This is a genomic window from Kitasatospora sp. NBC_00240 (assembly GCF_026342405.1).
Lineage (GTDB): Bacteria > Actinomycetota > Actinomycetes > Streptomycetales > Streptomycetaceae > Kitasatospora.
Genome location: NZ_JAPEMU010000001.1, coordinates 7918018 through 7942069 on the forward strand (window position 1 = coordinate 7918018; position 24052 = coordinate 7942069).

Consider the following 24052-nt stretch of genomic DNA (forward strand, 5'->3'; position numbering starts at 1 on the left):
ATCGTCAAGGAGACGAGAAAGGGTGTGGTCGGCTGTTACACATCCGCCCGGAGGCTGTTACAGATCCGGCGGAGGTCCGTGCGGAGGGCTTCCTAGCGTGTGCGGTGTCAGCCCCCGGCCAGCAGGGTCGGGAGCGGCCAAACCTGGAGGTTTTCCCATGTCAGGACACCTGACCGGCCGCATCCCCGGCCGTCCCGCCGGCCTGTCCCGCCGCGCGGTCCGGCTTGCCCTGGTCTGCGCCGGAGCAGCCGTCGCCCTGGCCGGCCCCACCACCGCGGCCTTCGCCGACGGCACCCCGACGCCGTCGGTGTCCGTCCCCGCGCCCGCTCCGGCCGGCTCCGGCTCCGGCTCGGGCGCGACCCCGACAGCCGTCCCCTCGGTGTCCCCTCGGGTGACCGGCGGCGCGGTCCCCACCGCGTCTCCCACCCCCGCCCCGCCCACCGGGGACCGCGGCGCCGGCGCGCCGCAGGTCGCCACCGTCCCCAAGGGCGGTGCCCAGACCGGTGAGGCCGAGACCGGCCGCTCGACCGTCACCGTGGTGGCCGGCTCCGGCCTGGCCGTCGCGGGCGTGGCGGGCATCGGCTTCGCCGTCGCCCGCCGTCGTGCCGGCGCACAGGGCTGACCGCAGCCGTCGTGGCCGGCGCCCCTCGTGGGCGCCGGCCGCGGCGGCCGGCAGCCTGTCCCTGGTGCTCGCCGCACTGGTCCTCGTCCCGGCGCCGAGGCACGACCCGGTGCGGATCGAGTTCGCCGGCCGGGCCCCCGAGGCGGCCGGCGCCACCGGTCCGGCACCCGCGGCCGGGCCGACCACGGGCGCGCCGGCCGGCGCGCCCGTCCCGGCGGGCACACCCGGGGGAGACCCCGGGCCCGCCGCCCCGGCCGCCGGGGCGCCGTCCCCGCCCACCCGACTGCTGATCCCCCGGATCGGTGTGGACGCCCCGGTGGAGAGCGGCGGCCTCAACCCCGACGGCACCGTCGAGGTGCCGCCGGCCGACCGGCCGGGACAGGTCGACTGGTACCGCGAGGGGCCGGTCCCCGGCCAGACCGGGCCGGCCGTCATCCTCGGCCACTACGACACCCGCAAGGGGCCGGCGGTCTTCCACCGCCTGCCGCAACTGCGGCCGGGCGACCGGATCGACGTCCGCGGCCGGAGCGGCGGCACCGTCACCTTCAAGGTGCGCGAACTGCAGCAGTTCCCCAAGAGCGGGTTCCCGACCGCGACGGTCTACGGCGACACCGCCGGCCCGCAGCTGCGGTTGATCACCTGCGGCGGCCGGGTCGGGGCCGACGGCCACTACTCCGACAACATCATCGTGCTGGCGGACTACGTCGGCACGACCGCTCCCACGGGCTGACCGGCCCCGGCCGGTCGGCCCGTCACTCCCCGGCCCGGTCGGCCCCCAGGGGCGGCCCGTCCGGCGGCCGCCCCCGAAAGGCGCTGCTCAGGGGTGCTGCCGAAACCGGGCCGCCGGGCTTGTGCGCCCGCCCGGGTGCAACCGGCGCACGCCGTCGCGCGTAATGCAGATGGACCATCCGACCGGCGCCCCGACCGCCGCCCCCGACCCGAAAGGCACCCCGCGTGAGGACTGTGAGGACATGGCTCGGCCGCGTGGCACCGGGGGCGGGCGTACTCCTCGCGGCCCTGGCCGTCGCGGCCTCGGCCGGCTGCAGCTCGGCCGGACAGCTCCACGACGCGGGGAAGACCCGTCCGGTCACCGTCCGGCCGAGCCCCCAGCAGCTCTGGCCGGCCGCCGACGTCTCGCCGCTCCCCTCCACGTCCCCCACCGGCCAGCCGTCCCCCGCACCGGTGCCCGGCGTCGTCGCGGACGGCGGGAGCATCCGCACCGTGGACGTCCGCGTGCTGCTGGACAAGGACCCGTCCGTCCAGTCCGAGGAGCGGACCGCGCTGACCGGCTGCGCGGGCTGCGCCGTCCGGCCGGCCCAGTACCGGGACCTCACCGGCGACGGCCGCGAGGAGCTGCTCACCGCCGTGGTCACCGGCGCGCAGCGGGCTTACCTGCACGTCTACACCCTGCACGAGCGTCAGGTCCTGCCGGTGCTCGCCCTCCAGGTGCTGACCGGGTTCAGCGCGGACACCGTGGGTCCGGACCTCCTGGTGCACGAGCCGACCAACGAGGTCACCGAGACCAACAGCACGTACCGCTGGAACGGCGTCCGGCTGGCCTTCGACAACCGGCAGATCCGGGCGACCGGCCCGGCCGCCGACGTCCCCTTCTGCCTGCCCACCGCACCCGCCCCCGAACTCAGGGAACCCGGCCGCAGTGCGCAGCCGGCGGTCCCGCCCGCCCCGGGCGGCGGTTCCGGCGGCGGGGACTCCGGCCCGGCCCCCGCCCGGCCGTCGGTCGCCGCCGGCGCCCGGCCCACGGCCTCGCCCAGCCCCGCACCGCAGGTCCCGACAGCGTCCCCGATGAGGCGCTCATGACCGGCCGGGCGCCGATGACCGCCGCCGCGCCCACCGCGCCGCGGATCCTGCTGGTCGAGGACGACGAGGTGATCCGCGAGGCGACCCGGATGGCGCTGGAACGCTACGGGTTCCCCGTCGACACGGCCGGCGACGGCCTGGAGGGCCTGGAGCGCTTCCGCGCCCAGCCGCCGGACCTGCTGCTGCTCGACGTCATGCTGCCGCTGCTCGACGGCGTCGGCCTCTGCCGGCGGATCCGCGAGGAGAGCCTGCTGCCGATCCTGATGATGTCCGCCCGCACCGAGCCGATCGACGTCATCTCGGGCCTGGAGGCGGGCGCCGACGACTACATCGTGAAGCCCTTCGAGACGGCCGTCCTGGTCGCCCGGATCCGCACCGTGCTGCGCCGCACCGGCCTGGGCTCCCAGCCGCTGGCGCCGCCCGGCCCGGCCCACCACCCGGCCCCGGCGCACCACCCCACCCCCGGGCCCGGTCCGCAGCCCGGGCCGGCCCGCTCGCTGCGGGAGATCGACGGCCTGGAGGTCGACACCGACGCGATGGAGGTGCGGGTGGGCGGGCGCCAGGTGCCGCTCACCCCGACCGAACTCCGGCTGCTGCTGGAGTTCACCGCCGCCCCCGGCGTGGTGCTGGAGCGCCAGACCCTGCTCGAACGGGTCTGGGACTACTCCTGGGGCGCCGACACCCGGGTGGTGGACGTCCACGTCCAGCGCCTGCGCGCCAAGATCGGCGCCGAGCGGATCGAAACCATCCGCGGTTTCGGCTACAAGCTGCGGCGCCTGCGGTGAACCTCCGCCGGCAGATCGCCGTCACCGTCGCCGTGGTGTCGTTCCTGGTCGCGCTCACCCTCGGGCTGCTGGTCCATCAGGCCTCCGTCCGCCAGCACACCGAGCAGGCCCGGAGGTCCGCCGAGGCGGCCCTGGACTCGCTGCTCACCGCCTACTCCGGGACCGGAGTGGTGCTGGGGCCGACCGCCGCCGTCGAGGAGGCCCCCGCCCCGGCCCCGACCGCCGCTTCCGCCGCCCCGTCCCCGGCCGTCCCCGCCGCCCCCGGCCTCCCGGAGGAACTGCGCCGGCTGGCCGCGCAGGGCCACGAGGGCTCGATGTTCGGGCCGGGGCCGCACGGCACCGCCATGTGGGCGGCCGCCGGCAGCGGCGGGAAGGTGTTCTCCGTCCGCGTCGACTACCGGGAGGACGAGCGCGCCGTCGCCGAACTGGACCGGACGATCCTGCTCTCCGCCGCCCTGGCGGTCGCCGTCACGGTGCTCGCCGGCGTGTTCGCCGCGGACCGGATCAGCAGCCGGCTGCGCACTGCGGCCCGGACCGCCCGGACCATCGCCCGGGGCGACCTGGCGGCCCGGATCGGCCCGCTCGGCGGCCCGCGTGACGAGGTCGCCGACCTGGCAGCCGCCGTCGACTCGATGTCGGCGGTGCTGCGCAGCCGACTGGCCGGGGAGCAGCGCTTCACCGCCGACGTGGCGCACGAGCTGCGCACCCCGCTGACCGGGTTGCTGACCGCGGCCGAACTGCTGCCCCCGGGCCGTCCCACCGAACTGGTCCGGGACCGGGTCCGCTTCCTGTGCGGTCTGACGGAGGATCTGCTGGAGGTCTCCCGGCTGGACGCCCGGGCGGAACCGGCCGACCTGTCCGTCCTGCCGCTGGGGCCGCTGCTCACCGGGATCACCTCGGCGGGCCCCGCGGTGCGGCTGCGGATCGGCACCGGGGCCTTGGTCACCACCGACCCCCGCCGGCTCGACCGGATCGTCTCCAATCTGCTGGCCAACGCCCATCGGCACGGCCTCCCGCCGGTCGACGTCCGGGTGGAGGGGACGACCCTCAGGATCCGCGACCACGGCCCGGGCTACCCCGACGACGTGCTGCGGGACGGCCCGCAGCGCTTCCGTACCGGGGCGCGGGAGCGCGGCAACGGCCACGGTCTGGGCCTCACCATCGCCCAGGGCCATGCCGAGGCGATCGGCGTCGAACTGCTGCTGAGCAACCATCCGGACGGCGGGGCGGTGGCCGAACTGCGCCTGCCGGCCGGGGAGCACCGGGCGGGGGAGCAGCAGGGCGAGGAGCACCGGGCCGGGGAGCACCGGGCCGGGGAGCACCGGGCAGGGGAGCGGCCGGCGGGGGAGCCGCCGACGGCACGCCGTTGAGCAGACACCGCTGAGCAGACACGCTGAGCAGACGCTCCTGAGCACACGCTGCGGTGGACCCCGCGGGGACGGTCAGGAGCCGCCCATCGCCTCGGCGGCGCGGCGGGCCATCTCCTGCGGCCCCACGTCCTCGATGTGGGTGGCCACGCTCCAGCGGTGGCCGAACGGGTCCTCGAAGCCGCCCACCCGGTCACCGTGGAAGCGGTCCTGGACGGGGCCGAGCGCGGTCGCCCCGGCGGCCAGTGCCCGGGCGTGCACGGCGTCCACGTCGTCGACGTACACGCTGAGGGTGACCGGGCTGCCGCCCACCGTCCGCGGCCCGAGGGCGCCCATCTCCGGGAACTCGTCCGCGAGCATCAGCACCGAGTCGCCGAGCTGCAGTTCGCAGTGGCCCAGTTTGCCGTCGGGCCCGGGCAGCCGCATCCGCTCGGTCGCACCGAGAACGGTGCGGTAGAAGTCGACGGCGGCGGCCGCCCCGTCCACGTAGAGGTAGGGCGAGACGCGCGGATATCCGTCCGGGACCGGCTTGACGCTCATCGCGTCACCTTCAGGCGAGTGACCCCCGGCCCGTCCAGCCTGGCACGCCGCCGGCGGGCCCGCAGCTCGCGCGTCCCGCTGCGGGCGGGCGGCCCGCGCGCATCCGGGGGCATCCGGCGCCCGGCCCGCCGCCGGCCGGTGCGCCCCGGCGGCGCGGGGCCCGCGGTCTGCTATCCCTGGTGGTCCCGGTCAGCACGGAAAGGACCCCGATGAGCGTCACGGGCCCGGTCCGTCCCGCCGTCCTCGGGCGTTCCCGGCCCCTCCCCCTCGTGCGGGCGTGGCGCCACCCGGTGACCGCGGCCACCGCGCTCGCCCTCCTCCTGCACGGGATCTGGGCGCTCTTCCTGGCGCACGACGCCGGTGACCTGGCGGCCCAGTACGCCTGGACGGACTTCGCCCGGCAGCACCCGGCCGCCGCGTACAACCTGTCCTGGTACGGCGGGATGCACACCGCCTCGTACAGCATGATCTCGCCGTACCTGATGGGCTGGCTCGGCGTCCGCACGGCGGGCGTGGTCGCCGGCACGGCGGCGGCGGCGATCACCGCCCGGCTGCTGATCCACGCGCGGGTCGCCCGGCCGCTGCTCCCCGCGCTCTGGACGGCGGTGGCGCTCTGGTGCAACGTCGCGTCGGGCCGGGTCACCTTCGCGATCGGCGTGGCCTTCGGACTGGCGGCCCTGGTGCCGCTCTTCCCGGCCGCCGACCTCGGCGCCGCGACGGCGCCGGGCGCCGGGCCGGCCGCGCGCCGGGTCCGGGCGGGGTCCGTGCTCGCGCTGGCGGCGGCCGCCACGATAGGAAGCCCGCTGGCGGGCCTGTTCCTCGGGGTGGTCGCCACCGCGCTGCTCCTCACCGGCCGCGGCCGGGACGCCTGCCTGCTCGCCGCCGGCCCGGCCACGGTGCTCGTGGTGAGCGCGTTGCTCTTCCCCTTCGAGGGCGAGCAGCCCTTCGACTGGTACGTCGCGGTGGTGCTGGTCGCCTCGGCGGCGGCGGTGCGGCTGTGCGCCCCGCCGCACTGGCGGACCGTCCGGGCGGGCGCGCCGGTGTACGCGGCCGGAGTGGCCCTCACCTGGGCGGTGCCCTCGCCGGTCGGCAGCAACGTGGAGCGGTTGACGCTGCTCTTCGGGGGGACGGTGCTGCTGGCCGCCGCCCTCGGGTGCACCGCGGGGCGCCCCGGCCCGGCCGGTGCGGGGCGCACGGGCGGGCGGCGTGCCGGTGTACGCGGCCGGCGTGGCCCTCGTCAACGCCCCGGTCCGGCGGGTCCGGTCGGTCCGGCCGGTGCGCCCCGCCGGGGCCTCGCGGCGGGCGCCGCCTTCCTTGCGGTGGCGGGCTGGCAGCTCGGCAAGCCCGCCGGCGACCTCGTCACCTCGGTGCCGGTGTCGGCGACGGCCCGGGACACGGCGCCGCTGATCGCCGAACTGCGCCGGATCGGCGCCGACCGGGGCAGGGTGGAGGTGGTGCCGCTCCGCACCCACCTGGAGGCCTCGGGGTTCGCGCCGTACGTCAACCTCGCCCGGGGCTGGAACCGGCAGGCCGACGTCTCCCGCAACCCGCTCTTCTACACCGGCACCCTGACCGCGGACGCCTACCGCGACTGGCTCCGGCACTGGGGCGTCGGCTACGTGGTGCTGCCCGTCGACCCGCCGGACGACGCGGCCGTCGACGAGGCCCGGATCGTGGCGGCCGGGCACCCCTGGCTCAGCCCGGTCTGGCAGGACGCCCGGTGGCGGCTGTTCCGGGTCGCCGGCAGCCCGCCGCTGGCCGATCCGCCCGCGACGGTGCGGAAGGCCGGGCCCGCCGCTCTCACGGTGGACGTGGCCGGCGCCGGCCCGGTGCTGCTGCGCGTCCCCTGGTCGCCCTGGCTGGGCGTGGTGGGCCCGGCGGGCGGCGGCCGCGGATGCCTGGCCGAGGCCGGCGAGTGGACCATGCTGTACGCGCCGGGCCCGGGCACCTACCGGGTGGCCGGCCGGTACGGGCTGCCGCGCGGCAACCGCTGCCCGGCGGCCTGAAGCCCGGGCTCCCGCGGAGGATGGCCGGCCGGGGCGGTTTCAGAGGTAGTCCTCCAGCCGGCCCAGCGCGTAGCCCTGGGCGGTCACCGTGTTGAGCACCTGGCGGAGCATGTCGGGCATGGTGCCCTTCCAGAGGGTGGGGCCGCGGAAGTGGGTCAGGATGATGTCGCCCGGATGCAGCCGCTGGTCGGCGTAGCGCCACTCCATGTGGTCGGCGAACGCCTCCTCGTTCCACAGCGCGGCGGCCTCGATGCCGCAGGAGGCCGCGGCCTTCAGGGTGTCCTCGTTGTACTCGCCGTACGGCGGCCGGAAGAGCCGGGGGCGGACGCCGATCTCGCGCTCGGTCTCGTCCTGCTGCCCGCAGATCTCCTGGCGCTGCTGGTCGTACGTCAGTTTCCGCAGGTCCCGGTGGTTGATCGTGTGGTTCTGGATGCTGTCGCCCTGCTCGGCCAGGCCGCGGAAGTAGCCGTAGTCCGGGCGGGCCAGGTACCCGCTGACGAAGGCGGTGAAGGGGACCTCGAGTTCGCGGGTCATCCGGGCGAACTCCGGGTCCTTCTCGGCGCCGTCGTCCACGGTCAGGAAGACGACCTTCTCGCCCGTCGGGACCCGGGCCACCACCGGCGGCAGCCCGGGGCGGAGGGTCACGCCCTGGACGGCCCGCAGTTCCGGGGCGTCGGCGGGCGGTTCCGGCGCGGGGATCGGCGGGGCGTCGAGCCCCCAGGCGCGGGCGGTCGCCAAGGCCTGCCGGGCGGTCGCCTCGCGCAGGGCCGCCGCGTCGGCGCTGTTGTGTTCCTGGCTGCGCGCGGCACCGGGCAGGACGACGGGTGCGGCGGGCGGCATGGCGACCCGGTCGGCGGTGCCGCCGGGCGACTGCGGCCCGGCGGGGGAGCGCGGGGCAGCCGCACGCGGGGGAGTGATCTGGCCGGTGCACCCGGCTATGACCGTCGACAGGCAGAGCAGGACAGCCGTACGGGACGAGGATCCCAAGCTCTGACCGGACCGATAATGTGAAGAATGCCGCATGGATCCACTGATCCCCCAGGCCGCGGCCCGGCCAATCCCGCCGTCACCCGACCGGCCGTCGGCCGAACAGGGCACCCGGGTCGGTGACTCGTCCCCGACCGGCCGTCAGCCCGCCCGGGCCGTCGAACCGGGGTGGGGGCGCTCCGCGCACGCGGACCGCGCCGTCAGGGCGTCGGACCGGCCTGAGCCCACACCACCTCGCCGCCCTCCAACGCGGTGCAGACCGCACCGTGCGGCGTGAACACGTTCCACGGCGCCCGGCGGGCATCCGGCGGGACGGACAGCGTGTGGCCGGAGTCGAAGGCCAGCTCCAGGCCGCCCGCCATGGTCACCCGTGCCGTGCCGACCGTCCGCCCGACCAGCTCCAGCAGCGCCTCGGAGGGCTCGAAGGTGAGATCCGGGTAGAAGTGCTCGACCTCCGAGGGACCGGCGAGGCGGAACTCGTTCTCCACCCGCACGGTGACCGGCCCGTCGAGCGCGATGTCCAGCTGGAACCCGCCCTTGACCGATTCCACCCGGTGGCCGGCCAGGACGTTCGCGATCAAGTTCTGCATGACCCCAGTGTGGACCAGCCGCGCCCGTACGCCCCGCCCGGCGGGCGCAGACCGGCCAACCTCCGAACACCCGGGTCCGACCGGCGCGGGCCGGGCCGGTTCACCGCCGCACCCACACCGTCCGCCGGGACCGGCCCGCAGGCCCGCGAACCGCCCGCCGCCCCTGGACGGACCCTCCACCCGCCCGCTACGGCAGTCCCGCCAGCGCCGCCGAGGCCGCCCCGGCCATCTGCTCGTCCAGCCTCGCCGTCGCGCCCCGCAGCCGCCCCCGTGCCTCGGTGACGGCCAGGGCGACCAGTCCGGGAAGCAGATCGGTGCTGCGCTCGGCGACCCAGCTGGTGCCCCGGGTGGCCATCCACCAGAGGTCCGCCGCCCGGCCCGGCCCGGCTGCGGCGGGCGCGGCGGCCGGCGCCGGACCGAGCCGGTGGCCGGCCTCGGCGAGCCGGGCGTGGAAGCCGCGCGCGATCAGGTGGTGGCCGGTCGCGCTCGGGTGCAGGCGGTCCACGCTGAGCAGGTCGCGGTCGGCCGTCCAGGGCAGCTCGGTGAGGTGCAGGTGAACGGTCCGGTGGCGTAGCGACAGCGCGTGCACCACGGTGTTCACCGCCCGCATCCGCCGAGCCAGCGGGCGGGCCAGCGGCCCCGGCAGTCGCAGCAGCAGCCCCGGATCGGGCAGGCAGGCGGTCAGCAGCTGCGTACCCTCCCCGGCCAGGGCGCCCAGCGCGGTGTCCAGCTCCCGGGCGGTGTGCCGGATGTCGAAACCGCTCCGCAGGGTGTCGTTCCCGCCGACCACGACGGCGGCCAGCCGCGGGCGCAGCGCCAGCGCGGCGGGCAGCTGCGCCGCCGTCAGGTCGTGGCTGAGCGCGCCGCTGCGGGCCAGGTTGTGGAAGTCGACGCCGGCCGCGTCCTCGCTGAGCGCGCCCGCCAGCAGGGCGGCCCAGCCCCGCCAGCCGCCCGGGACCGGGTCGCCGACGCCCTCGGTGAGGGAGTCCCCGAGGGCGGCGAACCGCAGCGGCGCGGTCTGCGGCGCCGCGGCCGGGACGGGCCCCGGCGGTACCACCGTCAGGCCCGGCCCCCGCGGCTCCGGCTCCCGCACGGCGGCCGCCCCGCCGGGGTTCATCGCGTTCCCCCCGGGACCCCGACCGCCGTCCCGCCGGCGGGCGCCGCCCCGACCGTGCCGGTGCCGTGCGCGGCCAGGAACCCGGCGACGGCGGCCGGCCAGCCGTACTCCTCGGCCACGGCCCGGGCGACGGCCCGCCGTTCCTGCTCCGGCCGGTCGAGCAACTCCCGGACGGCGTCCGCGAAAGCCGTGCCGGTGTCGTCGGCGAAGGTGCCCGCCGGGCCGACGATCGAGGGCAGCGCCGAGTGCCGGCTCACCGCGACCGGGGTCCCGCAGGCGAGGGCCTCCAGCGCGGCCAGCCCGAAGGTCTCCACCGGGCCGGGGGCGAGCACCACATCGGCACAGGCCAGCAGCTCCGCGACGGCCTCCCGCCCGTCGAGGTGCCCGAGGAAGCGCACCGGCAGCCGCTGCTTGCGGGCGCGTGCGGCCAGCCGCGGCAGCAGCGGTCCGGTGCCGGCCACCGTCAGCACGGCGGGCGTGCCGCGCCGCCGCAGCTCCGCCAGCGCGTCCAGGGCGCGCTCCGGCCGCTTCTCCGCCGACAGCCGGGAGCAGAGCACCAGCAGAACCTGTCCGCGCCCGGCGTACCGGGCCCTGGTCTGCTCCCGCGACAGGGTGAAGCGGTCCGGGCGGAGCCGGGCCAGGTCCACCCCCAGCGGCGCCCGGACCACCCGGGCGGCGCCGATCCGGCGGAACTCGCCCGCCGCCCAGTCGGTGGTGCAGATCACCGTGTCGTAGCCCCGCACCGTACGGGAGTTGAGCCGGTCGGCGAGGGTCCGCGCGACCGGCGCCGGGAGGCCCCACGTCCCCAGCAGACCGGTCGCGCTCTCGTGCGAGACCATCGCCGAGCGGATCCCGGCGCGCCGCGCCCAGGCGCCGGTCCAGCGCAGCGTGGTGCGGTCCGACACCTCCAGCCGGTCGGGCGCCAGTGACTCCAGGGCCCGGGTGACGGCCCGTCGGTCGGTCAGCACCCGGTACCCGCCGCTGCCGGGGAGGACCGGGCCGGGCAGGGTGATCACCAGGCCCTGCCCGGTGTGTTCCTCCCGCCGCCGGGGGCCGGGCACGATCAGCACCGGCTCGTGGCCGGCGGCCAGGTAGCCGGCGCCGAGGTGGCGCAGTGCGGTGCGCAGGCCGCCGGAGACCGGCGTGACGAAGTTGGCCAGCCGGACGATCCGCAGCGGGGCGTTCATGCCGGCTGCCCCTCGACGACCACGGGCACCGGGGCGGCCGCGTCCTCGCCCACCACCGCGGACGGCCGGTCCGGCAACCCGGCGGCCGGGACGGGCGCGGATCCGACGTCGACCGTGCCCACGCCCAGGCCCGTGTCCAAGCCCGTGCCCAGGCCGCCGCCCGTGCTCCCGCTCGCGCCGCGGTGCTCGGCGAGCACCTCCTCGTAGTGCCGGAGCAGCAGGTCCCCGACCGACTCCCAGGTGCGCGCCGTCACGTCGGCCCGCCCGGCCCGCCCGTACGCGGCGCGCAGCTCCGGGTCGGCGGCCAGCGCGGCCACCGCGGCCGTGACGGCCCGGCCGTCCCGGGGCGGGACCAGCAGCCCGGTGCGGTGGTGCCCGACCAGGTCCAGCGGACCGCCGGCGGCCGGGCCGACCACCGGGAGGCCGCTGGCCATCGCCTCCTGGATGGTCTGGCAGAAGGTCTCCAGCGGGCCGGTGTGCACGAACAGGTCGAGGCTGGCGAAGCAACGGGCCAGCTCGGCGCCGGTCTTGCGGCCCAGGAACACCGCACCCGGCATGGCGGCGCGCAGCGCCGGGCCGGACGGGCCGTCGCCGATCACCACCACCCGCACGCCCGGCAGCGCGGATGCGCCGGCCAGCAGGTCCACCCGCTTCTCGGGCGCGAGCCGCCCGACGTACCCGACGAGCACCTCCCCGCCGGGGGCCAGTGCCCGGTGCAGGGTCTCGTCCCGGTGCCGGGGGTGGAAGCGCACCGAGTCGACGCCGCGCGGCCAGAGCTGCACCCGGGGCACGCCGTGCGCGGTGAGGTCCTGGGCGGCGGGGGTGGACGGCGCCAGGGTGCGGGTGGCGGCCCGGTGGATCGTCCTGATCCGGTGCCAGGCGGCCGCCTCGCCGAGCCCGCGGCCGGCCCGGTAGGCGTGCGCGTACCCGGCGAGGTCGGTCTGGTAGACGGCGACGGCCGGCAGTCCGAGCGAGGTGGCCACCTCCATGCCGCGCGCCCCGAGCACGAAGGGGCCGGCCAGGTGGACGAGGTCGGGCCGGTGCCCGGAGATCGCGGCGGCGAGCTGCCGGCTGGGCAGCGCGATCCGCACCTGCGGGTATCCGGGCAGCGGGAGGGAGGGGATCCGGACGACGGGGATGGGGGTGGCGTCCGGGCCGAAGGAGTGTGGCGGGCAGTGCGCGCCACGGGCCGGGGCCGGAGTGATGACCAGGGGTTGGTGGCCGCGCCGGACAAGGTGTTCGGCCGTCCGCAGCACGCTGTGGGCAACGCCGTTGACCTCGGGCGGGAAGGATTCGGTGACGATGGCGACACGCATGCCATCGTTCTCTCCGCGCCCGGCGTGCGGGCGGCCAAAGGGATATGTCGAACAGACGAACGCATGTCGGCGAACGTGAAACACCCGGGCCGGCCACCGCGTACGGTGGCCGGCCCGGGTGGGCGCGGGGTCAGGCCGAGCTGGCGGCGCCTTCCTTGAGCTCCGCGTACGGCGCGAGCTTGCGGATCGACTCGATGCTCTTCATGCAGTCGTCCCGCGTCTCGTACGCCTCACCCGTCACGACGACCGATCCGTTGCTCGCCTTGAGCCGGAACCGGTGCATGCCGCTCTCGTCGGTGTAGACCTCGAACTTTCCTGCCATGGGAGTGTTCACCTCTCGTCGGTAGCCCCCCAGCGAAACCTAGGCCGGGCTCCGGTGCGCCGCATCCCGGGTTCGGTCGGACGGGTGCCCGGACGGCTGCGGTCGCCGGTGCGGCGGGCGCCGCCCGCCGAGAGGTGCCCCGGCCGGTCAGCCGGCGCTGAGCGGGTAGTGGTCGGAGAGGTCGGTGTAGGTGTAGCTGGTGCCCCAGCTGCTGACCGTCCAGGGCGAGCTGTGCGTGTGCAGGACTTCGTTGTGCCAGCCGGCCGGCCGGGCGTGGTCGGCGCGGTAGAGGACGTAGTCGAGGTCTTCCTTCGGCTCGCCGGGGTAGCGGTAGGCCGCGATCGAGTTGTCGACGGTGTCGAAGGAGTTGGCCCAGCCGGTGCGGCTGTCGGCGGGCGCCAGGTTGGCGTTGGTCAGCAGCGAGGGGTACTCGGTGCCGTGCGAGTCGATGTTGAGGTCGCCGGCGATCAGCACCGGCTCGGCCGCCGGGATGTTCTTGCCGTCGACGAAGGAGCGCATCGCACGCAGCTGCGCCGCCCGGACGGTGGCCGGCTGGCCGGCCGAGCAGCCGGTGTCGGTGGACTGCAGGTGGGTGCCGATCACGTGGGTGCGCAGGCCGTTGACGTTCAGCACGGCGTAGACGAAGCCCTTGTTCGACCACCAGTCCGAGCCGCACGCGTCCTTGAAGACGTACTGCTCCTTGTGCAGGATCGGCCACTTGCTGAGCAGGGTGACCCCGCCGTCCTCGGGCGTGGTGGAGCTGTAGCTGCCGGAGGTGGCGTCCCAGCCGGAGGTCGAGCGGCCGACCACGGGCGTGTGGTACGGGTAGGCCGTCGAGGCCTGGGCGGTCAGCGCGTCGGAGGCGGCGTTGTCGAAGGCCTCCTGGAGCACCACCACGTCGTGGCCCTGGAAGAAGTCGGCCGAGGCGATGGCCTGCGCCCGGTGGTCCTGGCCCCAGTTCGGGTACAGGTTCTTGCTCATCAGGAAGACGTTGTACGTCAGCACGTTGAGCGCGGGGACCGGCGCGGGCGCCGCCGCCTGCGCCGGGGCGGCGCTCAGCGGGGCGATCAGGGCGGCGGCGACCGCGCAGGCGGCGGCGAGGCGCGGGGTACGACGGAGGGTGGGGAACGGCATCAGTGCTCCGCGAAGAAGTGTCCTGAACCCGTCAAGCGGCGGGCTGTCGGGCAGTCTTCGCCCCGCGGGTCACGCCCGGCAAGACATCGGACGATCGTTGTGTGAACTCGTCCGAAACTTGTCTGGCCAACCTGATCGGAAGAAGCGCGCGGCGGCCGGGTTCAGAGGACCTTCGATCGCTGATGGTCCGCCAGTTCCTGGCGTGGACGGGCCAGCGGGCTCGGCCACCACATGTGCCGGTCGATGTCCATGGTGAGTGCCGTGACCAGCACCGACCGCACCACGAGAGTGTCCAGCAGCACGCCGAGCGCCACCGCGAAGCCGATCTCGGCGAACCCCACCACCGGCAGGGTGCCCAGGACGGCGAAGGTGCTCGCCAGGATCAGGCCGGCCGAGGTGATCACGCCCCCGGTCGCGGCCAGCCCGGCGACCGCCCCCGCCCGGGTGCCGCGATGGACGGCCTCCTCCCGGACCCGGGTCATCAGGAAGATGTTGTAGTCGATGCCGAGCGCCACCAGGAAGACGAACACGAACAGCGGGAACGCGTTGTCCTGGCCCTCGAAGTGGAAGACGTGCGCGAAGAAGAACGCACTGATCCCCATCGCCGCCGCGTAGCTCAGCACCACCGTGGCGATCAGCACCAGTGGCGCGGTCACCGCCCGGAGCAGCAGGGCGAGGATCACCAGCACCACGCCGAGCACCAGCGGGATGATCGTCCGGTTGTCGGCGGTGGCGGCCCGTCCGGCGTCCAGGATCACCGCGGTGCTGCCGCCCACCTTGGCGTCGGCGCCCGGCACCGCGTGGACGGCGTCCCGGACCCGGTCCACGGTGTCCTCGGCGGCCTGGCTGTCCGGCGGGTCGGTCAGGGTGGCCTGGAACACCGCCACGTCCCCGTGCGTCACCGGTGGCGTGGTCGAGGCGACGCCCGGGGTGGCCGCGGCCGCCGCCTGGACGGTGCCGGCCGGACCGGCCGCGCTGATCACGGTGAGCGGCGCGCCGGTGCCGCCGGGGAAGTGCTCGACGAGCACCTCCTGGCCGACCACCGAGTCGGGCGTACCGGTGAACGTCCCCGCGGTGCTCAGGCCGTTGGCGTTGAGCGACACCAGCCCGACGCAGCAGGCCGCCAGCGCCAGCGCCGTGCCCACCCAGACCTTGCGCGGCCGCTGCCCGATCCAGCCGCCGACATGCGCCCAGTTGCCCGTCTTCGTCGGCTCCGCCGTGCCGTAGGCCGGGCGGACCGGCCAGAACACCCACCGGCCGCAGATCACCAGCAGCGCGGGCAGCAGCGTCAGCATCGCCAGCAGCGCGACCGCCACGCCGATCGCGCAGACCGGGCCGAGCCCCCGGGTGGAGTTCATCTCCGCGACCAGCAGGCACAGCATGGAGGCGATCACGGTGGCCGAGCTGGCCAGGATCGCCGGACCGGCCCGGTGCAGGGCGAACGCCATCGCCTCGTGCCGGTCCTCGTGACGCCGCAGTTCCTCCCGGTAACGGGCGGTGATCAGCAGTGCGTAGTCCGTTCCCGCACCGAGGACCAGGACGATCAGGATGCCCGCGCTCTGCGCGTTGACGGTCAGCCCGGCGTGCTCGGCGAGCAGGTAGATCAGGGCCTGCGAGGCGATCAGCGACACGCCGGCCGAGAGCAGCGGCAACAGCCACAGCACCGGACTGCGGTAGGTCAGCAGCAGCAGGATGATCACCACGGACACGGTGGCGTACAGCAGGGTGCCGTCGATCCCGGCGAAGGCCTCCGCCTGGTCGGCCCCGATGCCGGCCGGGCCGGTGACGTGGGTGGCCATCCCGTTGCTGCCGGCGGCCGCGGTGGCCCGCATGCTGTCGACGGCCGGTTTGAGGTCGTTCCAGCCGTTGGTGCCGATGTCCACGGGCACCACGGTCTGCATCGCCTGCCCGTCCTTGGACAGCTGCGGCCCCGTCACGGCGCCGAGCACGTGCGGCGCGGTGGCGAAGGCCTGGGCGTCCTGGGCGGCCTTGGCCTGGTCGGCCTCGGTGATGCCGCTGGTCCGCTCGTAGACCACCACCGCCTGGGCGGTGTCCACCGGCTGGAAGGCCCGCTGCTCCACCAGGACCTGGGTCGACTCGGCGTTGCCCGGCAGCCAGCTGGACGCCTCGTTGTCCTCGGCGCTCATCAGCTTTCCGGCGAGTGGACCGGCGGCGGCGATCAGGACGATCCAGAGCACCAGGACGACCCATTTGCTGCGTCGTCCACAGGGCAGCGCGGCCAGTCTGCGGGTCGGACTCATCGGTGCCCCCTCGCGGGTGCGGCTGGTGCGGGCAAAAAATCCCTCGTACCACCCTGCCACCGAGCGTCGGGGGCGGCAGCTCGGGCCGTGCGGGGCGGCCCGGAGCCGTCGGCCCGCCCGCCCGGAGCCGTCGGCCCGTCCCCCGGAGCCGTCGGCCCGTCCGCCCGGAGCCGTCGGCCCGTGGGCCCGGGTCAGCCGGCGGCGGCCGCCGCCCGCAGCTCCTTCAGCCGGGCGATGTCCGCCGCGTGCCCGGTGCCGTCGCCGCCGTGCTTGCGGTCCGGCGTCTCGATCACCAGCGGGACGCCCAGGGTCGCGGGGTGCTCGAAGAGCTGCCGGAACGGCGCCGCGCCGATCCGGCCGGCCCCGATGTTGGCGTGCCGGTCCTTGCGGGCGCCGACCTCGTCCTCGGAGTCGTTGGCGTGGATCAGCCGCAGCCGGCCCGGCCCGGCCGCGGCGACCAGCGCGTCCAGCGTCGCGCCGACCCCGCCCTCGGCGGCCAGGTCGTGCCCGGCGGCGAAGGCGTGGCAGGTGTCCAGGCAGACGCCGACCCGCGGGTGCCCGTCCAGCGCGTCCAGGTACTCCGCCAGGTCCTCCATCCGGGAGCAGAGCGAGCGCCCCTGGCCGGCCGTCGGCTCCAGCAGCAGCCAGGGCGGGTCCTCGCCGAGCCCGTCCAGCTCGTCGAGCAGCGGCAGCAGGTCCGTGCGGACCTGGGCCATCGCCTCGGCCCGCCGCGAGCCGCCGTCCGCCGCGGTGCCGACCGCCGAGCCGGTGTGCAGGACGACGCCGAGCGCCCCGATCGCGTGCCCGCGCAGCAGCGAGTGCCGCAGCGACTCGGCCGAGTGCTCCCGGGTCGCGGCGGTGTCCGAGCCGAAGTTGATCAGGTAGGGCGCGTGCACGTACGCGGCGATGCCCTCCTCGGCGCAGGCCGTCCGGAAGGCCTCGTCCTGCACCGGGTTACCCGGGGGAGTGGCCCACCCGCGCGGGTTCGCCACGAACACCTGCACCGCCTCGGCGCCCACCCGCCGGGCGAACGCCAGTCCCGTCCCGGCCAGGCCCTTCGCGGCGACCGGTACGTGGGCCCCGATCGGGTTGCGGGCTGCGGGCGACAGTGGTGCGGCGTTCATGCCGAGAGCCTGTCACGCGGGTCGGCGCCGCCGGTCACCGGCCCCGGCCCCGGCCAGCCGCGGGCCGGCCGGCCCTTGCCGGGGCGGGGCCGACCGCGCCACGACCGACTCCACGCGGCCGCCGGGCGGCGGGCACCAGGCCCCGCGACGACGCCCCCGCGGGCCGGGCCGCCACCGGGCGCGGCCGCCGGGCGCAGCCGGCCCGGCCGCCCCGCCGCCGCACCCCGGCCGGTGCGTCTGACGTTCCGTTACGACAACCGGCCGACGCTCCGTCAGTCCGCCGGACGCACCCGGTGGCGGGCCCGCACCATCGCCCATAGCGTCGAACCGGCGGACACGCATGCCGCCCGCGCGCCCCGGCGGAGCAGCGCCCGCGGACGTCGGTCCGACCGGCTGTCACCCACCGCACCGCGCCTCAGAGACCGTGCAAGGAAAGCAGGTTCCGAATCATGCCCACGCGACGGGTCCCCCAGCTCGCGGCGGCCACCGCCACCGCCACGGCCCTGATCACCCTGGGCGCCGCACCCCCGGCGCACGCCTCCGACCTCCACCTCGTCCAGCCGGGCGAGTCGATCCAGCAGGCGGTGGACGCGGCCGCCCCCGGCGACACCGTCCAGCTGCTGCCCGGCACCTACCAGGGGAGTGTGCGGGTCACCACCTCCGGCCTGACCCTCCGCGGGGCGGGCCCGAACACCGTGATCACGCCGGACCCGGCCGACACCGGCGCCTGCGCCACGGCCGGCCACGGCATCTGCGTCGAGGGCGCCGAGGGCGCCCGGCTGACCGGCGTACGGGTCGAACTGCTCACCGTCTCCGGGTTCCGCAAGAACGGCCTCAACGCCAGCGAGACCGACGGGATGACCGTCCGGGGCGTCCGCGCGCTGGGCAACGGGCAGCAGGGCATCAGCCAGGAGAAGTCCGTCCGGGGCACCTTCACCGCCAACGAGTCGATGGACAACGGCCAGTCCGGCATCTTCCTGGCCAACACCGTGGACAACGAGGGCGGCGCCATCGACACCGAGGGCGCCGTGATCAGCCGCAACCGGCTGAGCGGCAACCGGATCGGCGTCACCATCCGGCGCGCCCGCAGCCTCAGCATCGACCGCAACATCGTCAACGGGAACTGCGGCGGGGTGTTCATCGTCGGCGACGAAGGCGTCCCCCGGGCCGGCGCGCTGACCATCAGCCGCAACACCGTCACCGGGAACAACAAGTACTGCCCGCCCAACCCCCGCCTGGACGCGATCCAGGGCACCGGCATCCTGCTCACCGGCGCCGAGGACACCCTGGTGACGGGCAACACCGTCCGGGACAACGTCGGCGCCTCGTCGATGTCCGGCGGCATCGTGCTGTTCCACAGCGTCGTCGGCGTCCCCAACGCCCGGATCACGGTCAGCGACAACCACGTGGACGGCAACAGCCCCGCCGACCTCGCCGACCGGGACACCGGCACGGCCAACGTCTTCACCCGCAACCACTGCGGGGTCTCCGAACCGGCCGGCCACTGCTGATCCGCCCCCGGCCCCCTGCCCGACGCCGCTGCTCCCCTCCGACCATCAGAAGGACGGCCCCATGACCACCGCACCCACCACCGACCCGCAGGCCGCCATGCGCCTGCGCGAACTCGTCTTCGGCGCAGCCTGCGCCGCCGCCGTTCGGGCGGCCGCCCGCCTGGGCGTCGCCGACGCGCTGGGCGAGCAGCCGACCGCCGTGGACGACCTCGCGTCGGCCCTCGACACCGAGCCCAAGCCGCTGCGCCGGCTGCTGCGCGCGCTCTCCTGCTACGGCATCTTCGCCGAGACGGACGGGGACCGCTTCGTCCACACCGAGATGTCCCGGCTGCTGCGCGAGGACGCGCCGAACAGCCTGCGCTACATCTCGCTGTGGTGCACCGAGCCGTGGACCTGGGAGGCCTGGCCGCGGCTGGACGAGGCGGTCCGCTCGGGCAAGAACGTCTTCCCGGAGGTGTTCGGCAAGGAGTTCTTCGACTACCTGCACACCGACGGGCGCGAGTCGGCCAAGGTCTTCGACAAGGCCATGACCACCTCCAGCCGCCAGTCCGCCGCCGACTTCGCCGAGTACCTGGACCTCACCGGCGTCAACTCCGTGGTCGACATCGGCGGCGGCCAGGGCCACGTGCTGGCCAGCCTGCTGGAGAAGCACCCCGGCCTGCACGGCACCCTGATGGACCTCCCCAAGGTGGTCGCCAACGCCGATCCCCGGCTGCGCGACGGCGGCGCGCTGGCCTCCCGGGCCCGGCTGGTGCCCGGGGACTGCCGGGAGGACATCCCGGTCAAGGCCGACCTCTACATCATCAAGAACATCCTGGAATGGGACGACGAGAGCACCCGCCGCACGCTGGCGAACGTGGTCGCGGCGGCCGCCCCCGGCGCCCGGGTCGTGGTGGTGGAGAACCTGGTCGACGACAGCCCCTCGATGCGGTTCACCACGGCGATGGACCTGCTGCTGCTGCTCAACGTCGGCGGCGCCAAGCACTCCAAGCAGAGCATGGTCACCCTGATGTCGGCGGCCGGCCTGGCGGTGGGCGAGGTCCACCCGGTCAACCCGTACCTGCACGCCTTCGAGAGCGTCGTCCCGGCCTGATCCCCCCGGACGTACGAGAGAGCCGGCACCCCGTGGGTGCCGGCTCTCTCGTACGTCCCCGGGGCCGCTGCGTCGGTCGAACCCGGTGCGGCCGCGGGCCCGGTCAGGCCTTGTGCGAGGACTCCAGGTGCGCGAAGACCACCACGTTGTCCAGGTAGTCCTTGCGCTTCTTGTCGTAGGTGCCGCCGCAGGTGATCAGGCGCAGTTCGGCGTTGCCGGTGTTGCCGTAGACCTTGGCGTCGGGGAAGGCGTCCTTGGGGAAGGTCTGGACGGAGTCGACCGAGAAGACCGCCACGGTGCCGTCCGCGCGGGTCACCTCGACCTTGTTGCCGGGCAGCAGCATCCGCAGCAGCAGGAAGACCGCCGGGCCGGTCCTGGTGTCCACGTGGCCCGCCACGACCGCGCTGCCGCGCTCGCCGGGGGTGGGGCCGCCGCTGTACCAGCCGACCAGGTTCTTGTTGTCCGGGGCCGGCGCGTTGAGCATGCCGGAGGCGTCCAGGGTCAGTTCGGTGAACGGCGCGTTCACAGCGATCTGAGGGATCTTCAGCTTGGTGGGTGCCGAACGCGCCATGGCGGGGGAGGGCTTGGCCTCCTCCACGGGGGCGGCGGGCTGCGCGGGCGCCGGCGGCGCGGCCACGGCGGTGACGGCCGGGGGCGCGGGCGGCGCCGGGGCCTGGACGGGCGACGCGTCCACCGAGTTGTAGATGAGCAGCGCGCCCACGGCGGCGGCCGCCATGCCCACGCGCAGCAGGGTGGGAACGCCGCTCTTTCCCGCGGCCTGATCACTCATCGGGGGACCTCGCATTCCGAGCAGGTCGAGCAGTCTGAGCAGTTCGATCGTCCGAAGCGCCCCGCAGTCCTGGACCGGGCCTGGACCGCGCTGGGGTCCTCGGAGCATCGAGGTGGCCATGCGGCGGGCGGTCCGGGGACGGCGGGCACTCCTGGCGCCCCGCGCGGACCTGTGGGCCGTGCCCGCGCCCGGCCGGGGCCGGGGCCCCTCGTACGCCCTGCCGTGGCCGACGCTGAGCGGCGGCCACGGCAGGGAGACGTACAGGCGGTGCTACGGGTCAGATCGCCGCACCGGTGGGCTTGCGGCGGCGCAGCGCGTACGCGCCGATGCCGAGGCCGCCGAGCAGCAGGACCGCGCCGGAGGCCACGCCGTTGCCGGAGACGGCCATGCCGCCGCCGCCGGTGTGCACGCCGCCGTGCGGAGCCTTCTCCTCCTCGGCGGCGGCCTCGGGCTTGCCCGTGGCCTGCTTCTCCTCCCAGGTCTTCTGGCCCTCCGGGCTCGCTGCCTTGGCCTGCTTCTCCTCCCAGGTCAGCGTCGTGCCCGCGTCGGGAGAGTCGGCGGCGAAGGCGGCGGCGACCGGGCCGCCCAGGGTGAGGGTGGCGGCGATGGCCGCTCCGGTCAGCAGGGTGCGTGCAGAACGCATGGGGGTGGTCCTTCCGGCGCGAGGTGCGACAGCCGACAGGTCGTCGGGCAAGGGGATCGCACGGGGCGTCGCTTTTACGGTCAGTCAGATCCGGGCCCGCTGCCAGCGCTGAATGTCACGACACGGTTACGGCGTGGGCCCTTCGGGTGGACTATCGGGATTCTTCACCCGGCTGCCACGCCATACGGTCTGAATAAGTGTCAGCTGATCGGACCAATGCCGCGGCCCGTCCGGTGGACGGCGGCCGGCCGGCCCGAACCGTTGTGCCCGGCCGGCCCGACAGGCTGTGCCCGCGGGTCCGGGCCGCCGTCCTCGCGGCCCGGACCCGGACATGCCGAGGGCGCCGACCGGGTCTCGGGTGAGACCGGTCGGCGCCCTCGGCGGTTCGTGCGGCGGCGGTAAGGGGCGTGCGCCGCGGGGCGCGGGGCCCCGCGGGGCTCAGTTCGCCGAGCCGCGCTCCCAGCGGTAGAACTCGCGCGCCATCGCGTCCTGGGGCCCGCGCCAGGTCTGCGGGTCGTACGCCTGGACGTACGGCAGCAGCTTCTCGCTGACGTCCCGGAAGGCCGGGTGCTTGGTGTACTGGGCGACCGCCGGGCCGGGCGGCCGGTCCGCCTCCACCAGGTGGATGTACACGTCGCCGAACTGGAACAGGCTGCGACCGGTGACCCCGATCAGATCGGGCAGCTCGCCGGCGTCGGACCGGGCGAAGACGTCGGCGATGCCGTCGGCGCCGTCGGGCTTCATCCGGGCCACGATCAGGGTGCGGTAGGTCTGGTTCACAGGTCGGCCGCCTGCTTCTCGACCTTCTCGCGGATCAGCTGCATCTGGATGCGCGAGTTGCGGTTGATGTGGTTGGTCATCCCGTTGTCGTCGACCGGCGCGGTCGGCTTCATCGCGAAGTCCTGGATCCAGCGCATCCGGGTGCCGCCCGGGTCCTCGGCGTACTCCCAGCGGATGTCCATGAACTCGAACGGCCCGGGCTCGATCCGGCGGGCCTTCACGGCGAGCGAGGGCCGGTCGGTGGTGCGCTCGGAGACCCAGCTCCAGATCTGGCCGTTCTCGTCGGGGTGCATGGTGAGGCGGAAGGTCGTGCTCTCGCCCTCACGGTTCAGCACCTCGACCGAGGCGTACTCGCTGAACAGCTGCGGCCAGTTCTCCAGGTCGTTGGTGATCTCCCAGACCAGGTCGACGGGGGCGGCGATGACGATCTCGTTGTCCGTGTGTCCGGGCATCTCAGGCACCAGCCTTCGCGGCGAGGGAGGAGTTGACGACGTCGATGAACTCGGCGGGGGTGCGGGACATCTCGGCCCCGGCGGTGATCCGGGTGGCGTGGCGGTTCTCCAGCTCACCGACGATGCCGAGCAGGCCGAGGGAGTCGATGCCGAATTCCTCGAAAGTCGCTTCGGGGCGCATCTCCATGTCCTGGGGGTCGACGGTGATGCCGGCCCGGTTCTTGATCAGTGAGGCGAGTTCGGTGTGGGTGAGGGCATTGCTCATGAGTCGGTTCTCCTGCTCACAATCGGTGTATGGCAGTTGGTGCCGGGCCGGCGCCGCCGGACTGCTGCGGGGCCGGCCGGTCGGGCGGCCGGTTCAGCGCCGCTCGCCGTCGCCGCGGCGCAGCACCAGGGCGGCGTTCGAGCCCATCAGCCCGCGGCTCAGCACGAGCGCGGTCCGCAACTCGGCCGGCCGGGCGTGGCCGGTCACCAGGGCGAGGTCGTGGCAGACCTCGGTGACGTTGGGGGTGGGCGGCAGGATGCCGTCCTCCATGGCCAGTACGGCGGCCGCCACGTCCAGCGGCGGCGCGCCGCAGTAGGCGCGGCCGATGCCGGCCTTGGGGGCCGTGACGGGCACGCGTTCGGCGTAGGTGCCGAGCGCGTCGGCCAGGGCGAGGGCCTCGGCGCGGTCGGCCGCCGGGACGCCGAGGGCGTCGGCGAAGACCACGTCGACCTCCTCGGGCGAGCAGCGCGCCTCGTCGAGGGCGGTGCGGATGGCCCGCACCAGCCCCTCGCGGGACTCCTCCCAGCGGGAGGCGCCGGTGAAGGTGGCGCCGTGGCCGGCCAGCACGGCCCGGACCTTGGCCCCGCGGCGCAGGGCCGCGGACTCGTCCTCGACCATCAGCATCGCCCCGCCCTCGGCGGGGACGAAGCCGCAGGCCTCGGGCGAGAACGGCAGATAGGCCCGCGTCGGGTCCTCGCCGAGGCTGAGCTCGGGGTAGCCGAGCTGGCAGACCATCGAGTAGGGGGCGAGCGGTGCCTCGGCGGCGCCGACCACCACCGCGTCCGTGCCGCGCCGCACGGCTCGGGCGGCGTGCGCGAGCGCGTCCAGCCCGCCGGCCTCGTCGCTGGCGACGACGCCGCAGGGCCCGCGGAACCCGCCGCGGATCGAGATCTGGCCGGTGCTGGCTGCGTAGAACCAGGCGATCGACTGGTAGGGGCCGACGAACCTCGGCCCCTCGCCCCAGAGTTGCTGCAGTTCGCGCTGTCCGAACTCACCGCCGCCGGAGCCGGCCGCGGTGACCACGCCCACGCCGAACGGCGAGTTCTCGTCGGGGGTGAACCCGGCGTCGGCCACCGCGAGGTCGGCCGCGGCCATCGCGTAGTGGGTGAAGCGGTCGGTCTGGACGAGGAAGCGGCCGTCGATCGCGATGTTCGCGTCGAAGTCGCGGACCTCGCCGGCGACCCGGAGCGGGAGGTGCCCGCAGCCCTCGCGGGAGATCCGGTCCACGACGCTGGCACCCTGCCGGGTGGCCTTCCAGAAGGCGTCGGCGCCGACGCCGCTGGGGGCCACCACACCGAGGCCGGTGATCACCGCCCGGCGCTCCTGCTGACGTGCCGTCATA

At 75.3% G+C, this 24052-nt stretch carries 24 protein-coding genes; 8 read left to right on the plus strand and 16 right to left on the minus strand.

Annotation, left to right across the window (positions count from 1 at the left end):
• The first annotated feature begins 157 nt into the window (after nucleotides 1–157).
• The 5 genes from OG689_RS33975 (at nucleotide 158) to OG689_RS33995 (ending at nucleotide 4595) form a co-directional block, all read left to right on the plus strand.
• Nucleotides 158–622, plus strand: a complete 465-nt coding sequence (locus OG689_RS33975; protein ID WP_266324744.1) for a hypothetical protein — start codon at nucleotides 158–160, stop codon at nucleotides 620–622.
• Between the two features lie 64 nt (nucleotides 623–686).
• Nucleotides 687–1352 (plus strand): class F sortase, encoded by a 666-nt coding sequence (locus OG689_RS33980; protein WP_266324746.1) that lies wholly within the window; start codon nucleotides 687–689, stop codon nucleotides 1350–1352.
• Between the two features lie 224 nt (nucleotides 1353–1576).
• On the plus strand, nucleotides 1577–2440 hold the full coding sequence (locus OG689_RS33985; RefSeq protein WP_266324748.1) for a hypothetical protein: 864 nt from the start codon (nucleotides 1577–1579) through the stop codon (nucleotides 2438–2440).
• Nucleotides 2437–3225: a two-component system response regulator CseB gene (gene cseB, locus OG689_RS33990; RefSeq protein WP_266324750.1), complete on the plus strand. Its 789-nt coding sequence runs from the start codon at nucleotides 2437–2439 to the stop codon at nucleotides 3223–3225. Before OG689_RS33985 ends, cseB begins: the two co-directional genes overlap by 4 nt.
• Entirely contained in the window at nucleotides 3222–4595 is a 1374-nt protein-coding gene (locus OG689_RS33995) for a HAMP domain-containing sensor histidine kinase (protein ID WP_266324752.1), read from the plus strand. Before cseB ends, OG689_RS33995 begins: the two co-directional genes overlap by 4 nt.
• 72 nt (nucleotides 4596–4667) lie before the next feature.
• Here OG689_RS33995 and OG689_RS34000 read toward each other — a convergent pair whose 3' ends face one another.
• A complete protein-coding gene (locus OG689_RS34000) occupies nucleotides 4668–5132 on the minus strand; it encodes a VOC family protein (RefSeq protein ID WP_266324754.1) in 465 nt (154 codons plus the stop codon).
• A 290-nt stretch (nucleotides 5133–5422) separates the two neighbouring features.
• Here OG689_RS34000 and OG689_RS34005 point away from each other — a divergent pair, with 290 nt between their 5' ends.
• Nucleotides 5423–7138 carry an MFS transporter gene (locus OG689_RS34005; protein WP_266324756.1) on the plus strand — a complete coding sequence of 572 codons (1716 nt, stop codon included), beginning with the start codon at nucleotides 5423–5425 and terminating at the stop codon, nucleotides 7136–7138.
• Between the two features lie 39 nt (nucleotides 7139–7177).
• Here OG689_RS34005 and OG689_RS34010 read toward each other — a convergent pair whose 3' ends face one another.
• The 9 genes from OG689_RS34010 to OG689_RS34050 form a co-directional block, all read right to left on the minus strand.
• Nucleotides 7178–8125, minus strand: coding sequence for a polysaccharide deacetylase family protein (locus OG689_RS34010; protein ID WP_266324758.1), 948 nt, complete (start codon nucleotides 8123–8125; stop codon nucleotides 7178–7180).
• Nucleotides 8126–8325: 200 nt separating this feature from the next.
• On the minus strand, nucleotides 8326–8715 hold the full coding sequence (locus OG689_RS34015; protein ID WP_266324760.1) for a DUF6188 family protein: 390 nt from the start codon (nucleotides 8713–8715) through the stop codon (nucleotides 8326–8328).
• A gap of 187 nt (nucleotides 8716–8902) precedes the next feature.
• Nucleotides 8903–9832: an SGNH/GDSL hydrolase family protein gene (locus OG689_RS34020; RefSeq protein ID WP_266324762.1), complete on the minus strand. Its 930-nt coding sequence runs from the start codon at nucleotides 9830–9832 to the stop codon at nucleotides 8903–8905.
• Nucleotides 9829–11019, minus strand: a complete 1191-nt coding sequence (locus OG689_RS34025) for a glycosyltransferase (protein ID WP_266324764.1) — start codon at nucleotides 11017–11019, stop codon at nucleotides 9829–9831. Before OG689_RS34025 ends, OG689_RS34020 begins: the two co-directional genes overlap by 4 nt.
• The gene (locus OG689_RS34030; RefSeq protein WP_266324766.1) at nucleotides 11016–12335 is read right to left on the minus strand and encodes a glycosyltransferase family 1 protein; all 1320 of its coding nucleotides are present in this window, start codon (nucleotides 12333–12335) and stop codon (nucleotides 11016–11018) included. The genes OG689_RS34025 and OG689_RS34030 overlap by 4 nt, the downstream gene beginning before the upstream one ends.
• 130 nt (nucleotides 12336–12465) lie before the next feature.
• Nucleotides 12466–12657 (minus strand): DUF1508 domain-containing protein, encoded by a 192-nt coding sequence (locus tag OG689_RS34035; RefSeq protein WP_266324768.1) that lies wholly within the window; start codon nucleotides 12655–12657, stop codon nucleotides 12466–12468.
• 147 nt (nucleotides 12658–12804) lie between these two features.
• Nucleotides 12805–13791: a sphingomyelin phosphodiesterase gene (sph, locus tag OG689_RS34040; RefSeq protein WP_266324769.1), complete on the minus strand. Its 987-nt coding sequence runs from the start codon at nucleotides 13789–13791 to the stop codon at nucleotides 12805–12807.
• Nucleotides 13792–13952: 161 nt separating this feature from the next.
• Nucleotides 13953–16052: an MMPL family transporter gene (locus OG689_RS34045; protein ID WP_266324770.1), complete on the minus strand. Its 2100-nt coding sequence runs from the start codon at nucleotides 16050–16052 to the stop codon at nucleotides 13953–13955.
• A 191-nt stretch (nucleotides 16053–16243) separates the two neighbouring features.
• Complete coding sequence (locus tag OG689_RS34050; RefSeq protein WP_266324771.1) at nucleotides 16244–17176, minus strand: deoxyribonuclease IV; 933 nt, start codon at nucleotides 17174–17176, stop codon at nucleotides 16244–16246.
• A gap of 449 nt (nucleotides 17177–17625) precedes the next feature.
• Between OG689_RS34050 and OG689_RS34055 the strand changes: the two genes are divergently transcribed.
• Both OG689_RS34055 and OG689_RS34060 read left to right on the plus strand, forming a co-directional pair.
• Nucleotides 17626–18687 (plus strand): right-handed parallel beta-helix repeat-containing protein, encoded by a 1062-nt coding sequence (locus OG689_RS34055; RefSeq protein WP_266324772.1) that lies wholly within the window; start codon nucleotides 17626–17628, stop codon nucleotides 18685–18687.
• A gap of 61 nt (nucleotides 18688–18748) precedes the next feature.
• Nucleotides 18749–19780, plus strand: coding sequence for a methyltransferase (locus tag OG689_RS34060; protein WP_266324773.1), 1032 nt, complete (start codon nucleotides 18749–18751; stop codon nucleotides 19778–19780).
• 103 nt (nucleotides 19781–19883) lie between these two features.
• Here OG689_RS34060 and OG689_RS34065 read toward each other — a convergent pair whose 3' ends face one another.
• The 6 genes from OG689_RS34065 to OG689_RS34090 form a co-directional block, all read right to left on the minus strand.
• Nucleotides 19884–20570, minus strand: coding sequence for a class F sortase (locus tag OG689_RS34065; RefSeq protein WP_266324774.1), 687 nt, complete (start codon nucleotides 20568–20570; stop codon nucleotides 19884–19886).
• A gap of 277 nt (nucleotides 20571–20847) precedes the next feature.
• On the minus strand, nucleotides 20848–21213 hold the full coding sequence (locus OG689_RS34070; protein WP_266324775.1) for a hypothetical protein: 366 nt from the start codon (nucleotides 21211–21213) through the stop codon (nucleotides 20848–20850).
• A 438-nt stretch (nucleotides 21214–21651) separates the two neighbouring features.
• Complete coding sequence (locus OG689_RS34075) at nucleotides 21652–21993, minus strand: TcmI family type II polyketide cyclase (RefSeq protein ID WP_266324776.1); 342 nt, start codon at nucleotides 21991–21993, stop codon at nucleotides 21652–21654.
• Complete coding sequence (locus OG689_RS34080) at nucleotides 21990–22445, minus strand: SRPBCC family protein (RefSeq protein ID WP_266324777.1); 456 nt, start codon at nucleotides 22443–22445, stop codon at nucleotides 21990–21992. Before OG689_RS34080 ends, OG689_RS34075 begins: the two co-directional genes overlap by 4 nt.
• A gap of 1 nt (nucleotide 22446) precedes the next feature.
• Complete coding sequence (locus OG689_RS34085) at nucleotides 22447–22710, minus strand: acyl carrier protein (RefSeq protein ID WP_266324778.1); 264 nt, start codon at nucleotides 22708–22710, stop codon at nucleotides 22447–22449.
• A gap of 93 nt (nucleotides 22711–22803) precedes the next feature.
• Nucleotides 22804–24051 (minus strand): beta-ketoacyl synthase N-terminal-like domain-containing protein, encoded by a 1248-nt coding sequence (locus OG689_RS34090; protein ID WP_266324779.1) that lies wholly within the window; start codon nucleotides 24049–24051, stop codon nucleotides 22804–22806.
• Between the last annotated feature and the right edge of the window lies 1 nt (nucleotide 24052).

Coding starts and splice junctions, on each gene's coding strand:
- OG689_RS33975 (WP_266324744.1), top strand. CDS start 158: ATGTCAGGACACCTGACCGGCCGCATCCCCGGCCGTCCCGCCGGCCTG.
- cseB (WP_266324750.1), top strand. CDS start 2,437: ATGACCGGCCGGGCGCCGATGACCGCCGCCGCGCCCACCGCGCCGCGG.
- OG689_RS34000 (WP_266324754.1), bottom strand. CDS start 5,132: ATGAGCGTCAAGCCGGTCCCGGACGGATATCCGCGCGTCTCGCCCTAC.
- OG689_RS34015 (WP_266324760.1), bottom strand. CDS start 8,715: ATGCAGAACTTGATCGCGAACGTCCTGGCCGGCCACCGGGTGGAATCG.
- OG689_RS34020 (WP_266324762.1), bottom strand. CDS start 9,832: ATGAACCCCGGCGGGGCGGCCGCCGTGCGGGAGCCGGAGCCGCGGGGG.
- OG689_RS34025 (WP_266324764.1), bottom strand. CDS start 11,019: ATGAACGCCCCGCTGCGGATCGTCCGGCTGGCCAACTTCGTCACGCCG.
- OG689_RS34030 (WP_266324766.1), bottom strand. CDS start 12,335: ATGCGTGTCGCCATCGTCACCGAATCCTTCCCGCCCGAGGTCAACGGC.
- OG689_RS34035 (WP_266324768.1), bottom strand. CDS start 12,657: ATGGCAGGAAAGTTCGAGGTCTACACCGACGAGAGCGGCATGCACCGG.
- sph (WP_266324769.1), bottom strand. CDS start 13,791: ATGCCGTTCCCCACCCTCCGTCGTACCCCGCGCCTCGCCGCCGCCTGC.
- OG689_RS34045 (WP_266324770.1), bottom strand. CDS start 16,052: ATGAGTCCGACCCGCAGACTGGCCGCGCTGCCCTGTGGACGACGCAGC.
- OG689_RS34050 (WP_266324771.1), bottom strand. CDS start 17,176: ATGAACGCCGCACCACTGTCGCCCGCAGCCCGCAACCCGATCGGGGCC.
- OG689_RS34055 (WP_266324772.1), top strand. CDS start 17,626: ATGCCCACGCGACGGGTCCCCCAGCTCGCGGCGGCCACCGCCACCGCC.
- OG689_RS34060 (WP_266324773.1), top strand. CDS start 18,749: ATGACCACCGCACCCACCACCGACCCGCAGGCCGCCATGCGCCTGCGC.
- OG689_RS34065 (WP_266324774.1), bottom strand. CDS start 20,570: ATGAGTGATCAGGCCGCGGGAAAGAGCGGCGTTCCCACCCTGCTGCGC.
- OG689_RS34070 (WP_266324775.1), bottom strand. CDS start 21,213: ATGCGTTCTGCACGCACCCTGCTGACCGGAGCGGCCATCGCCGCCACC.
- OG689_RS34080 (WP_266324777.1), bottom strand. CDS start 22,445: ATGCCCGGACACACGGACAACGAGATCGTCATCGCCGCCCCCGTCGAC.
- OG689_RS34085 (WP_266324778.1), bottom strand. CDS start 22,710: ATGAGCAATGCCCTCACCCACACCGAACTCGCCTCACTGATCAAGAAC.
- OG689_RS34090 (WP_266324779.1), bottom strand. CDS start 24,051: ATGACGGCACGTCAGCAGGAGCGCCGGGCGGTGATCACCGGCCTCGGT.